The organism is Vibrio sp. 10N.286.55.E10 (genome assembly GCF_002872555.1).
GTDB classification, from domain to species: Bacteria; Pseudomonadota; Gammaproteobacteria; order Enterobacterales; family Vibrionaceae; genus Vibrio; species Vibrio crassostreae.
This window is the reverse complement of sequence record NZ_MCSD01000003.1, coordinates 25,810-38,261: the sequence shown is the minus strand read 5'-3', so window position 1 is coordinate 38,261 and position 12,452 is coordinate 25,810. Positions and strand designations below refer to the sequence as shown.

Annotated in this window: 13 protein-coding genes; all 13 read right to left on the bottom strand. The window is 45.9% G+C overall.

The window, feature by feature from the left end:
* Positions 1-136 precede the first annotated feature (136 nt).
* Positions 137-805: a heme exporter protein CcmB gene (gene ccmB / locus BCV39_RS02080; protein WP_004736228.1), complete on the bottom strand. Its 669-nt coding sequence runs from the start codon at positions 803-805 to the stop codon at positions 137-139.
* A 1-nt stretch (position 806) separates the two neighbouring features.
* The gene (gene ccmA / locus BCV39_RS02075) at positions 807-1,424 is read right to left on the bottom strand and encodes a cytochrome c biogenesis heme-transporting ATPase CcmA (RefSeq protein ID WP_048607846.1); all 618 of its coding nucleotides are present in this window, start codon (positions 1,422-1,424) and stop codon (positions 807-809) included.
* Positions 1,425-1,702: 278 nt separating this feature from the next.
* Positions 1,703-2,215, bottom strand: a complete 513-nt coding sequence (locus BCV39_RS02070) for a DUF2802 domain-containing protein (RefSeq protein WP_102432851.1) — start codon at positions 2,213-2,215, stop codon at positions 1,703-1,705.
* Positions 2,215-2,709, bottom strand: coding sequence for a chemotaxis protein CheW (locus BCV39_RS02065; RefSeq protein ID WP_017056895.1), 495 nt, complete (start codon positions 2,707-2,709; stop codon positions 2,215-2,217). The genes BCV39_RS02070 and BCV39_RS02065 overlap by 1 nt, the downstream gene beginning before the upstream one ends.
* A gap of 70 nt (positions 2,710-2,779) precedes the next feature.
* Positions 2,780-3,898: a chemotaxis protein CheW gene (locus BCV39_RS02060; protein ID WP_102432852.1), complete on the bottom strand. Its 1,119-nt coding sequence runs from the start codon at positions 3,896-3,898 to the stop codon at positions 2,780-2,782.
* Positions 3,885-4,667: a ParA family protein gene (locus tag BCV39_RS02055; protein ID WP_048661505.1), complete on the bottom strand. Its 783-nt coding sequence runs from the start codon at positions 4,665-4,667 to the stop codon at positions 3,885-3,887. The genes BCV39_RS02060 and BCV39_RS02055 overlap by 14 nt, the downstream gene beginning before the upstream one ends.
* A 10-nt stretch (positions 4,668-4,677) precedes the next feature.
* Complete coding sequence (locus BCV39_RS02050; protein WP_048616090.1) at positions 4,678-5,802, bottom strand: chemotaxis response regulator protein-glutamate methylesterase; 1,125 nt, start codon at positions 5,800-5,802, stop codon at positions 4,678-4,680.
* A 13-nt stretch (positions 5,803-5,815) separates the two neighbouring features.
* Entirely contained in the window at positions 5,816-7,996 is a 2,181-nt protein-coding gene (locus tag BCV39_RS02045) for a chemotaxis protein CheA (protein ID WP_102432853.1), read from the bottom strand.
* 9 nt (positions 7,997-8,005) lie between these two features.
* Positions 8,006-8,737 (bottom strand): protein phosphatase CheZ, encoded by a 732-nt coding sequence (locus tag BCV39_RS02040; protein ID WP_048661507.1) that lies wholly within the window; start codon positions 8,735-8,737, stop codon positions 8,006-8,008.
* Between the two features lie 106 nt (positions 8,738-8,843).
* Complete coding sequence (gene cheY / locus BCV39_RS02035; protein WP_016767062.1) at positions 8,844-9,212, bottom strand: chemotaxis response regulator CheY; 369 nt, start codon at positions 9,210-9,212, stop codon at positions 8,844-8,846.
* A 42-nt stretch (positions 9,213-9,254) separates the two neighbouring features.
* Positions 9,255-9,989 carry an RNA polymerase sigma factor FliA gene (locus BCV39_RS02030; RefSeq protein ID WP_048661508.1) on the bottom strand — a complete coding sequence of 245 codons (735 nt, stop codon included), beginning with the start codon at positions 9,987-9,989 and terminating at the stop codon, positions 9,255-9,257.
* Positions 9,982-10,869 carry a MinD/ParA family protein gene (locus BCV39_RS02025; protein WP_048661509.1) on the bottom strand — a complete coding sequence of 296 codons (888 nt, stop codon included), beginning with the start codon at positions 10,867-10,869 and terminating at the stop codon, positions 9,982-9,984. Before BCV39_RS02025 ends, BCV39_RS02030 begins: the two co-directional genes overlap by 8 nt.
* Before the next feature lie 13 nt (positions 10,870-10,882).
* Positions 10,883-12,445: a flagellar biosynthesis protein FlhF gene (flhF, locus tag BCV39_RS02020; RefSeq protein WP_048661510.1), complete on the bottom strand. Its 1,563-nt coding sequence runs from the start codon at positions 12,443-12,445 to the stop codon at positions 10,883-10,885.
* Positions 12,446-12,452 lie beyond the last annotated feature (7 nt).

The following is a 12,452-nucleotide window of genomic DNA, read 5'->3' as shown; positions in this document are numbered from 1 at the left end:
CTCTTACTTCATATTGCTTACAGCTATTAAAGCTATAATTATAATAATTTTATTTTTCTTGCTTTCAGTTTTACTGACTCTATGAGTCCAATCGACACGTTTGGTTCACATTAGCTATACGATAACGGAACCCTTATCAGTTCACACTCACTCTAAGTGCGGCACTGATCGCAAAAGGTGTCAGAGTCATCGCCCCCATTAACATCGCCCCAAGCACCGCCAACTGGCCGTTGTATGCAACGCCCAATGCCGCAGCGTCAATCGCTGACGTCGCGAAAATCAAAATGGGGATGTAAAGCGGCAGAATTAACAGGCTTAATAGGACTCCGCCCTTCTGTAACCCAACGGTCAACGCAACACCAATCGCACCAATAAAGCTCAATGCGGGTGTACCTACCAACAAGGTCAACACAACTGAGAGCCATGTATCAAAATCTAAAGACAACAAAACAGCTAACAATGGGCTGATTAAAATCAATGGTAACCCGGTCAACAACCAGTGTGCTATGACCTTGGACAAGACTACCAACTGCAACGGGATGGGCATCAGCATCATCTGCTCAAGGGCACCATCTTGAAAATCATCGCGGAAAAGGCGCTCTAAAGAGAGCAATGCCGAGAGCAAAGCGGCCACCCAAACAATACCCGCAGCAATACGTGCAAGTAGGTTTGGCTCAGGGCCGATACTTAAAGGGAAAAGCGTGATAACAATGATGAAGAACCACAGAGGGTTAAAGATATCCGCTTGACGTCGGAATGCGATAAGCAGCTCACGTCGGATAATCGTGGTCATAGAAGAGATCATATTACTCACCCAACTTTATTTTTCTTAGTTTCGGGCTATCAGCAAACATATCTTGGTGCGTGGTTAATAACACAATGCCACCGTTGTCTGCATGCTGAGAAAAAAGAGATTCGAGAACTTTCACGCCCTGCTTATCAATCGCAGTCAGCGGTTCATCGAGAATCCACAACATTTGCTTACTCAACCAAAGACGAGCCAATGCGACTCGGCGCTGTTGCCCCGCTGAAAGTTGCCCCGCAGGTACGTCTTCTCTGCCCGCAAGCCCGACTTGAGCCAACGCGTGGTAAAGCTCTTCTTTGCTCGTACCACCACTGTGAATCGACTGATAGAAACTCAGGTTCTCATAGGCACTTAGCTCGCGCTTCACACCAGTTTGGTGACCAAGAAAAAGCAAATTTTGATGATACACGTCTCGACTCGATTCGATAGACTCACCATCCCAAGAGATAGTGCCGTCATCGCGATCACCTAAGCCAGTAATAATCCTAAGGAGTGTCGTTTTCCCGGTACCGTTACGACCTTCAACCTGAACCAGTTCACCTGGTTTCAATTGAAAAGACAACGATTCAAATAGAACCCTGTCGTCACGAATAGCAGTTAAATTTGAGACTTCTAGCATAGGTAAATTTAGTCGAGTAATGAGAGGGCTATAGTAGCACACCAACATGGTGACAAAACAGGACTAGGCGTTTTCGATAGAACAAAGTCGGTAAGAAACTGTTACCACCGCATCACAATTTACACATTTTCATCAACAAACAAGATATTGTCTTAGATACAAGCACTTATAAACATCGTTCTATATAGATAAAACAGGCATAAAAAAAGAAGCCGAAGCTTCTTTTAAAAGGAATACGTAATAAACATCAATTGTTCAATACGAATTAAGCGCTCAATTTAACGACGTCGAGACGGGTCTCTGCGATCGCGAGAGGCATCGGGTTGATCATCGTACGATGAAGGGTTACTTCTCAACGAAGGGATTTTCTCCTTACCCGCGAGCTTATTCTGTAGAGACATCATTAGCTCAGCTTCCGCTTTAGGTAGTTCACACTCTTCAATCAGTTCGTTTATCCCGGCACCAAGCTGAACCATTTTTGTCGCACGCGTGTATAAGCGGCCGTCAGTGTCAGCATGTTCCAACTCAACAATACGCTCATTCAAGTGCTTTATCAGATCTTGCTGTTCAGTTACTTTTTGGCCAAGGCCAACCACAACCGAGCGAACCTCAAGTAATTGCTTACTCGATTTTTGAAGCTCTTTGTCCAAGTTACGAACTTGCAGGCGTGACTGATCGAGCTGCTTTTGAATCGCACGTTTTACTTTGCTAATCAAAATCAGGATGAATAACGTAAAAACCCCAACGCCTGATATCAGAGCAACAGGGGTTAAAGGAAGCGCTTCAAACATTACAGGTGAGCCATCTCATCCCATTCGTCTTCGCTTAGTAGTTTGTTTAGATCTACTAAGATAAGCAGCTTGCCATCACGGTTACTGACACCTTGAATGAACTTAGCACTTTCGTCAGTGCCAACACTTGGCGTTGTGTCGATTTCAGAAGAACGTAGGTAAACCACTTCAGCAACGCTATCTACTAGAATGCCAATAACTTGACGCTCAGATTCAATAACGATGATACGAGTGTTATCTGTGATTTCACCTTGCATCAAACCAAAGCGAGAACGAGTGTCGATAACAGTAACAACATTACCACGCAGGTTGATAATACCTAGAACGTAGTCTGGAGCACCCGGTACCGGAGCAATTTCACTGTAACGCAGTACTTCACGTACTTGCATTACATTGATGCCGTAAGTTTCTTCTTCTAGCTGGAATGTCACCCATTGAAGTACTTCATCATTGGTTGGATCTTTTCTTACTTCAACTTCACTCATATGAGACATAGATAATCCTCTTGCCGTCGTTACCGACCACTATTATTAACTTGATGCTTTTGCTGTACCAATCTTGGTACTAGCTCAATGCTTTTACATCTAGCCCTGCATTTAGCATGGCGATTAATGCTTCGACATGGATCAAAGCACACATTTTTTCTTTTACCATACCAGCGAGCCATGGGCGTTTCCCTGCCATTTCTCGCCAACGTACTTTATCTGTATTAAGTAGCTCGGTGCCTTTTAACTCGGTGCCTGCAAGCCCCCACAAGCTCTCTCCAAGCATCACTATATATTGATAGTTTTCTTTGTATTCGTCACTCGATAGTTTCTCAGACATCACCCATTTTGCGGTGTCGACCACATCTAGCTGACTATCACGGTTGGTTTGTAAACCTAAATACCAAGCTGGCTTACCAATGATATGGCTTAACTCTTCAAGGCGATGGATGCCGCCAAGCTCATCAAGTGGCACCGCAAAGGTCACGCCGTTTACATCAAAATACAAAACTTGAAAGTCTTCTGTGCGAACCGTACTTTCCCAAGAGGTAAACTGGTCAGCACCTCCTGCTTGAGTTTCAGGTTCAATAACTGTCTCGGGCTTAGGGACGTCAAGTTCAGGTTCAACAGCCTTAACTTCTACTTGTTCCATCTCCAGCGATTCAGCTTGTAACTCTTCAAATTGCTGCGTTTCAACCAGTGGCTCTGCAGCAATTGATAAATCAGGTTGTGGAAGATTCCAATCTTGAATCTCTGGCTCTTCAAACACCTGAACAGATTCAACCGCGGCATCAAACATTTGCATATCTGCTTGCTGGGCGATTTTCTGGGTGTTCTGATCCATCAACTCATCAAGGTTCAGTTCATCAACAACATTGGTCGCCTCTAAACGACTCAGTAGTTTCTGAACATCCTCAAGGTTAGGAACCTCAAACTCAGCCGCGCGTATTTCTGCGTAGCTTGAGTGGTGACTCGAAAATTGGCGCTCTGGCTCTGGCTCTGGCTCTGGCTCTGGCTCTGGCTCTGGCTCTGGCTCTGGCTCTGGCTCTTCAGATTGTGATTCGTCGCTCGACTCGTCAACAAAAAAGTCGTCAGATTCAAAGCTTTCATCGCCTAATAACGCAGTAAAGTAATCATCCAGAGCTTGTTCACTGGAGAGACTTGGCTGCGCCAATACTGATTCTTTATTCGCGCTCATTTATCGCCAACCTTTCGAGATAAATAAGCAACTGTTTATAAGCAAATACACCACGGCTACCCGATGCAAAATGAGATGCTGGTAGGCGTTTTAGGCTCGCATCTCGAAACTTAGTATCTATCGGCACAGCAGACGTCCAAACTTGGTTTGGATAATCATCTTTGAGCTGCGTTAATGTTTGCAGTGAGGCTTTGGTTCGCTTGTCGTACATCGTCGGGACAATCGTCACCTTAAACGGCGTTTTGCGAGACTTCTGCATGATGGTCAAAGTGCGAATCATGCGCTCTAAGCCCTTCATCGCCAAAAACTCAGTCTGTACCGGAATCAAAATACGATCACTAGCAGCCAATGCATTGACCATCATCACCCCCAGAATTGGCGGACAATCGATCAACACATAGTCATAGTCACCTTTCAAAGCGGCCAAAGCGCGCTTCAAGATCAACCCCATGCCGCTTCGATTTCCCATTACACGGTCTAATGTGGCCAAAGACATGTGCGCAGGAATAATATCGATACCTTCAACTTCCGTTTGTAAAAGCAAAGGTCTTACTGTCTGCGCGTTAAACTCACGCAACTGAAACAAATCAAACAGGCTCGATTCCACCGTATCTGAGTCGTAACCCAGATAGGTGGTCAGTGATGCATGTGGGTCAGTATCAACCAACAGAACACGGTGCCCCTTCAACGCAAGTAAACCTGCTAGAGTCACGGTCGTGGTCGTTTTACCAACACCACCTTTTTGGTTTGCAACACTCCAAACAATCATTTCGATTTACCTAAGCTAACCCAACTTCAACCAAAATCCTTTCCGCGATGCGGTCGAGAGGTAGGTCTTCAGTAGAAATGCCAGCTTTTGCTACAGCTTGAGGCATACCATATACAACACAACTATCTTCGTCTTGTGCCCAAATCGTCGAGCCCGCGGTTTTCAACATACGCGAACCTTCTCGACCATCTGCGCCCATACCGGTCAGTATCATAGACAACACTTTGTCACCGTAGATCTTCGCTGCAGAGCCAAATGTGACATCTACACAAGGCTTGTAATTCATTCGGTCGCCGCCATCGATAATTCTTAGACGTGCAGAGCCTGCGCGGCCATCAACCATCATCTGTTTACCACCCGGAGCAAGATACGCCACTCCTGGTTTCAACACATCACCGTCTTGCGCTTCACGGACTTCAATCTTACACAAGGTGTTCAATCGACTAGCAAACGCAGCTGTGAATGTTGCTGGCATATGCTGAACTAACACAATCGGATGTGGATAGTTAGCAGGGATGCGCGTCAAAATCTTCTGTAGCGCAACCGGGCCACCAGTCGACGTACCAATTGCCGTTAATTGATATTTCTTACCTGACGCTCTGAATTTTGCCGTTGATGCAACCGCTGGCTTCGCTGTCGAAGTCGCAGCTGCTGTTGAAATCGGTTGGCGTAATGGCGTAGATGTTGAAGTCGTTGCTGTCGCTCTCGGTGCAATAGGAGCACGACGCATAAACGCACGCTTTGCAGCAATCTGAATCACACGCTGTTGAAGCAATGCAACCGCATCATCGCGGTTACGTGCGATGTCTTCAAACTTCTTAGGTAGGAAGTCGAGAGCACCTGCATCTAATGCATCTAACGTTGCTCTCGCTCCATCATGCGTTAACGATGAAAACATCAAAATAGGCGTTGGAGACGCGGCCATGATCTCACGAACGGCAGTGATGCCGTCCATGACAGGCATTTCAATGTCCATCGTGATTACGTCAGGTCTTAGCTGTTTCGCTTTCTCAACGGCTTCTTTACCGTTTACAGCTACATCAATGACTTCTAGGCGAGCCTCTGAGTTGATGATCTCGCTAACGCGACGACGAAAGAAACTCGAATCATCAACGACTAATACTTTAATCGCCATATTTATCCTTAAATTAAATTCTTGACGCAGCTGCGTACTGCTTCAACAAGTCCGGCACATCTAGAATCAATGCAATGTGTCCGTCACTTGTAATTGTCGCGCCTGCCATTCCTGGCGTGCCTTGCAGAAGCTTATCAAGTGGCTTGATCACGACTTCTTCTTGACCGATAAGCGTATCGACAACAAAACCAACTCGTTGGCTACCAAGTTGTACGATAACAACATGGCCGTGCCCTTTACGCAGTTCAACAATACCCGCTTTAGGAGCAAGCCAGTTTTGCAAGTAGAACAACGGAATAGACTTATCGCGAACGATGATCGTTAGCTGACCATCAACCACGTTTGTGCGGCTTAAGTCTAGGTGGAAGATCTCGTTAACCGATGCCAATGGCAATGCAAATGGGTGACCCGCAACACCGACCATCAAGGTTGGTAGAATCGCTAAGGTTAGTGGAACCTTGATGGTGATCTTGGTGCCTTGTCCCATTTCTGAATCAATATCAATAGAGCCGTTCAGTGTGTTGATCGCCGTTTTCACAACGTCCATACCTACACCACGACCAGAGATATCCGAGATCTGCTCTTTGCTTGAGAAGCCAGGAGCAAAAATCAGGTTGAAACACTCTTTATTTGATAAACGAGACGCTGCATCTTCATCCATCAGGCCACGTTTGACCGCAATAGCACGAAGCTTATCAGGGTCCATACCGCCACCGTCATCAACGATAGCCAGCTCAATGTGATCACCTTCTTGAGAGGCAGACAGAATCACTTTACCCGTTTGTGATTTACCCGCAGCAACACGGTCGTTCGGCATTTCGATACCATGGTCGACAGAGTTTCTCACCAAGTGAATCAGGGGATCAGCAAGTGCTTCTACCAAGTTTTTATCAAGGTCAGTTTCTTCGCCACGCATTTCAAGAACGATGTCTTTCTTCAAGCTACGCGCAAGGTCACGGACAACTCGTGGGAAGCGACCAAATACTTTCTTGATCGGCTGCATACGAGTCTTCATTACCGCGCCTTGTAGGTCTGCAGTAACAACATCTAAGTTAGAGACAGCTTTCGACATTTCTTCGTCATTGCTGTTTAGGCCAAGACTGACAAGTCGGTTACGCACCAATACCAGTTCACCCACCATGTTCATGATGGTATCCAGTGTTGATGTATCGACACGAACTGTAGCTTCAGCTTGCTGCTTCTTCGCTGGCGCTTTAACTTCAGTTTTTGCTGGAGCACTAGGTTTCGGTTCTTCTTTAACCGCAACCGGAGCAGCAGGCTTAGGCGCAGCTTGTGGTGCAACTGCCGCAGACTTCACTTCTGCAGGCTTAGTCGCAGCATCGAGCTCTTCAATCGAAGGTCCGTTACCTGAACCATGCAGTTGGTCTAGTAACTTCTCGAACTCTTCGTCAGTCATCAGGTCATCGCCTTCAGACATCGCCGAAACAGGTGCTGCCGGAGGCGCTGGCGGTGGAGGAGGCGTTGAACTTGCCGCTGTCGGGCTGTTACCCGCGCCGTGCAATTCATCCAACAACTTCTCAAATTCGTCATCAGTAATATCACCACTGTCAGCAACAGGCTGAGGTGCAACTGGTGCTGGCGGCGGTGTAGGTGCAGAAGGTGCTGTTGGTGAACCACCTTTTCCGTGAAGTTCATCAAGCAGGCGCTCAAACTCGTCTTCAGAGATATCATCCACAGATGAGGCACTGATGCTTGAACTTTCGACAACCGGTTCAGGGGCTGTAACGACAGGCTCTGGGATAACAGGTGCTGGCGCTTCTACTGGTGCAACTTCATCCGCTGATTCTGGTTTGCAGAGGCGGTGAAGTTCATCCAATAAAGCTTGGTCTGCTGGTACTAAAGGCTCCTGATCTTGCACGGCTTGGAACTGTGTATTAACAGTATCTAACGCCTGCAGCATAGTATCCATCAAGCCTGATGTTACGCTGCGCTGACCGTTTCGTAGAATGTCGAACACATTCTCGGCACCATGACAAGTATCCACCAGCTCAGTTAATGCTAAGAAACCAGCACCACCTTTTACTGTATGGAAACCACGGAAAATAGCATTTAATAGGTCTTTGTCGTCAGGGTTATTCTCAAGCTCTACCAGTTGCTCTGATAGAAGTTCAAGGATCTCTCCTGCTTCGACTAAAAAGTCCTGAAGAATATCTTCGTCTAAATCGTAGCTCATACGTTACCTTTAAAATCCAAGACTGGATAACAAATCGTCGACTTCATCCTGAGAAGCAACAGCGTCTTCGCGCTCTTCTGGATTCATGATTGGCCCTTCTGGAGCAATCGATGCTTTCTTCTCTGATTTTGGAGTTGGCTCAGTCTGATTCGCACCAAATACGGTGAGAATCTCAACTAAGCGTCCTTCAACCTCATTCACCAAGGTAATAACTTTGCTAATTATCTGCCCAGTTAAATCTTGGAAATCCTGAGCCATCAAGATTTCAGTCAGTTGTCCACGTAGTTCGGTACTATCGCCCTCTACTTGGACAAGCAATCCATCAATGCGGTGACATAAAGCTTTAAATTGTGCCAGCTCAATGCGGCCATGCATCAGTTCATTCCATTGAGGCCTTACTTGAAGTAAACACTCGTGTAGGTTGTCTGCAATTGGCATACAGCGATCGACAGCGTCCATCGTCTTATTTGCCGCAACTTCCGTTTTATCAATGACATACTGAAGGCGATCCCTTGCATCGGGGATTTCGTCATTTGCGATAACGCTAATGCGCTCATCGAAATTAAATTGAGTCAAAGAGTCATGGAGGTCGCGAGTCAGACTTCCTATTTCTTGAAGCATTGGATTGTCTTGAAGACTAAAATTATCTTCATAAATGCTTCTAACAAGAGAATCAGCATCTTGCTGCTCATCGTTCTCAAGCAGCTCTACTAATTTTTTTGCTTGTTCTAATGAAATCATCCTGAGTTCGGCCTTACTCCGCATACTTTGTGCGCTTAGGCTATCGAGATAAACAGATAACTTATCAGTCAGCGTTTATCTAGAAGTACCTAAAACTTATTGATGCTTATAAGCGATCAAAAATCTTATCAAGTTTCTCTTTCAGCGTTGCAGCAGTGAAAGGCTTCACAATGTAACCATTAACACCCGCTTGCGCTGCTTCGATGATCTGCTCACGCTTCGCTTCTGCTGTGATCATAAGCACTGGAAGGTGCTTAAGTTCTGCATCTGCGCGAATGTGTTTAAGCAAGTCAATACCTTGCATGCCTGGCATGTTCCAGTCAGTTACCACGAAATCAAATTCGCCTTTTTTCAGCATAGGTAACGCGGTCAAGCCATCGTCTGCTTCTTGAGTGTTGTTGAAACCTAAATCGCGAAGTAGGTTTTTAACAATTCGGCGCATCGTTGAAAAATCATCAACAATGAGAATTTTCATGTTTTTGTTCAAATTAGCCTCCACTGAATAGGATCAGTGTTGTTAGTCGTTCTGTGTCCAAGCACTTAACTTAGTGCGTAAACGCTGCATAGATTGGCTCAGTATTTGGCTGACACGAGATTCGCTGACACCTAGCACTTCCCCAATCTCTTTTAAATTGAGTTCTTCGTCGTAATAAAGCGAAAGCACAAGGCCTTCTCTTTCCGGAAGTTGTTTTATCGAGTCGATCAGAGCTTGGCGGAATGACTCATCAGCAACCCCTTGAAAAGGCGTGTTATCTTGAGAGTCTTCATTCGGAGATATTACATCATCTGAGACGCCTAAATCTTCGATCCCAACCAGTCTTGAGCAATTAATATCAGTTAAAGCACTGTGGTACTGCTCCAAAGTGAGTCCCATATGTTTTGCCACTTCGGCATCACTCGGGTCGCGGTTGAGGATACCCTCTAATTCCGCGATTGCACTGCTGATTTCTCGATTGTTTTTATGAACCGATCTCGGTACCCAGTCCCCGCGGCGAATGTCATCCAACATTGCCCCACGAATCCGAATACCAGCATACGTCTCAAAGCTTGCGCCTTTGGTACCATCATAGTTTTGTTGCGCTTCAATCAAGCCGATCATGCCAGCTTGAATTAAGTCATCAACCAATACATTAGGCGGTAATCGCCCCAACAAGTGATGAGCGATACGTTTAACCAACACAGAATACTTCTCAAAAAAAGCCTGTTGGCTATTGTGATTAGCATGTTGGTCGTAAGTAAGCGCTTTATTCACCAAATGGTTCCTCTATAAATTCAGTACGATTCAGCAGCCTTTCAACAAAGAACTCCAAGTGCCCACTTGGTGTTTTTGGTATTGGCCAGGTCAATGCTTTATTAGCCAAAGAGCTGATTGCCAACGCAGCTGGAGAGCGAGGATACGCATCTACTACGATCTTCTGTCTCTTGACTGATTGACGTACTTTATCATCTAAAGGAATACATGCTACGAGTTCGAGGCTCACATTCAAGAAGCGCTCTGTGACCAAAGTCAACTTTGCAAATAATTCTCGGCCTTCTCGGTAGCTTCTGACCATATTTGCAACAACTTTGAATCGCTGAACTTGGTGCTCTCTGCTCAAAAGCTTAATCAAAGCATATGCATCTGTGATTGAGGTAGGTTCATCACATACCACAACAACCACGTCTTGCGCCGCTCTTGAGAAACTGATCACCATGTCCGAAATTCCGGCAGCGGTATCAACCAACAAGATATCCATCTCGTCTTCAAGCGAACCAAATGCGCGAATCAAACCAGCATGCTGTGCGTGTGAAAGTTCAGTCATGCTTTGTGTGCCCGATGTCGCTGGAATAATTTTAATTCCGTGCGGCCCTTCGACAATCGCATCCTTAAGTTCACATTCGCCAGCCAACACATGCCCAAGGTTTCGTTTAGAACGAATACCCAGCATGATATCGACGTTAGCTAGCCCTAAATCGGCATCTAACACCATGACTTTTTTGCCTTGGCGCGCCATGCAAATAGCCATACCTAACGTCACATTGGATTTACCAACGCCTCCCTTACCACCGGTGACAGCGATAACTTTTGTGAGTGAAGGCTTGGTTAAGCGACGGAGGCCGCTAGCTTGATCATGTATCATATTTTCATTCATATTTATCCGCCGCCTAGAGCCCTTCAGAATCGCTATTCCAGTAATGAGGTTCATTCTCTGTAGATTTTTCTAATAACTCATTAGCCTTAGCAATCATGTACTTTGGCTGAGCTATAACGATATCTTCAGGAACTCGTTGACCATTTGCTATGTAAGCAACTGGTAATGCATTTTGTATTACGACACTGATGAATTCACCAAGACTGAGGGATTCATCCAATTTAGTCATGATGCATCCCGACAACGGGATTCTTCTAAAGTGTTCAATTGTTTCTTGTAGCACTTTGCGTTGTGCAGTTGCAGGCAACACAAGGTAGCTATTGATAACGGAACCACTCTCTTGCATCAATGTGTCTAACTGCTCAGATAGGCGAACATCTCGTTGTCCCATGCCTGCAGTATCGACCAGAATCAGGCGACGATTACGTAACTGATATATTACATCGGCCAGTTCGCTAGAATCTTTAGCAACTCTTACAGGACAACCCATAATTCGACCATAGATCGATAACTGCTCATGTGCACCTATACGATATGTGTCAGTTGTCACTAGTGCGACGTTATCTGCGCCATATTCCATGGCAGCACGTGCAGCTAGCTTTGCAACAGTTGTCGTTTTACCCACACCGGTTGGGCCAAGTAGAGCCACAATACCGCCGCGTTTTAAAATATCTTTCTGAGTGACAGAGATTTGGTCAGCAACCAGTGCTAACAAAGCCTTCCATGCACGCGCTGGTTTGGTATCTTCAGGAATGTAACAAGCCATCTGATCGGCCAGCTCTGCAGAAACACCCATACGCTCAAGGCGCTTAATAAGCATCGCTCTGAGCGGTTCACGACGCTCAACTTCTTGCCACATTAATCCAGATACTTGATGTTCTAACAGACGACGAATTGAGGTCATCTCTTCGCGCATCGTTTCCATTTCAGAATCAGAGCCTTTCGAGTGAGTGTTCTCACGACCGCGATCATAACGAGTAGGATCCAAGCGAGGTGCCGGACGCTCGACTCTGCGGTCTTCAGCAATCAACTTAGACAAACCTGTTTCACGAGCAAATGCTGAATCAAGATTGCCGTGAGACTGTTGGTTACCGTGAGACTGCTGATGGCCATGAGACTGCAGATTGCTTTGAGTCTGATGACTATGAGGGTTATGACCCGTGCTTGATTGGCGATTAAGCAATGCTGACAATGAATCTTCATTTTCAGCACGATGTTGTGGTTCATCCTCGGCGCCATGACTGTATTGTTTTAGCATATTCGCAAAGCGCTTAGTCATTGAGCGTCCACCTTCAGCATTCGACTGCAGGCTAACCTTGTCATCGTCTAGTTGACGTCGCCCTGCAGGAGCTGCGGGCGCGGCCATTTGCGTATATTGGCTTTGTGCAGGCTGCTGAGGTTTATTTAGTCTCTGGCTTGCTGTTGAAGGGCTAGATTCGCCATCAATAGCGGCAACAATTTCCACGCCACCTGCGACCTTTTTGTTAGACATGATCACCGCCTCTGAGCCAAGTTCTTCTTTAACTTGGAGCAGCGCCGTTCGCATATCTTTTGCAAAAAATCGTTTAATTTTCAATTCGATC

What these genes read in the sequence shown, in the direction of transcription:
- cheY (WP_016767062.1), bottom strand. Translation starts at nt 9,212, where the DNA reads ATGAAAATTCTCATTGTTGATGATTTTTCAACGATGCGCCGAATTGTT.
- BCV39_RS02040 (WP_048661507.1), bottom strand. Translation starts at nt 8,737, where the DNA reads ATGATTTCATTAGAACAAGCAAAAAAATTAGTAGAGCTGCTTGAGAAC.
- BCV39_RS02045 (WP_102432853.1), bottom strand. Translation starts at nt 7,996, where the DNA reads ATGAGCTACGATTTAGACGAAGATATTCTTCAGGACTTTTTAGTCGAA.
- ccmB (WP_004736228.1), bottom strand. Translation starts at nt 805, where the DNA reads ATGATCTCTTCTATGACCACGATTATCCGACGTGAGCTGCTTATCGCA.
- ccmA (WP_048607846.1), bottom strand. Translation starts at nt 1,424, where the DNA reads ATGCTAGAAGTCTCAAATTTAACTGCTATTCGTGACGACAGGGTTCTA.
- BCV39_RS02065 (WP_017056895.1), bottom strand. Translation starts at nt 2,709, where the DNA reads ATGTCTCATATGAGTGAAGTTGAAGTAAGAAAAGATCCAACCAATGAT.
- BCV39_RS02055 (WP_048661505.1), bottom strand. Translation starts at nt 4,667, where the DNA reads ATGATTGTTTGGAGTGTTGCAAACCAAAAAGGTGGTGTTGGTAAAACG.
- BCV39_RS02070 (WP_102432851.1), bottom strand. Translation starts at nt 2,215, where the DNA reads ATGTTTGAAGCGCTTCCTTTAACCCCTGTTGCTCTGATATCAGGCGTT.
- BCV39_RS02025 (WP_048661509.1), bottom strand. Translation starts at nt 10,869, where the DNA reads ATGAATGAAAATATGATACATGATCAAGCTAGCGGCCTCCGTCGCTTA.
- BCV39_RS02060 (WP_102432852.1), bottom strand. Translation starts at nt 3,898, where the DNA reads ATGAGCGCGAATAAAGAATCAGTATTGGCGCAGCCAAGTCTCTCCAGT.
- BCV39_RS02050 (WP_048616090.1), bottom strand. Translation starts at nt 5,802, where the DNA reads ATGGCGATTAAAGTATTAGTCGTTGATGATTCGAGTTTCTTTCGTCGT.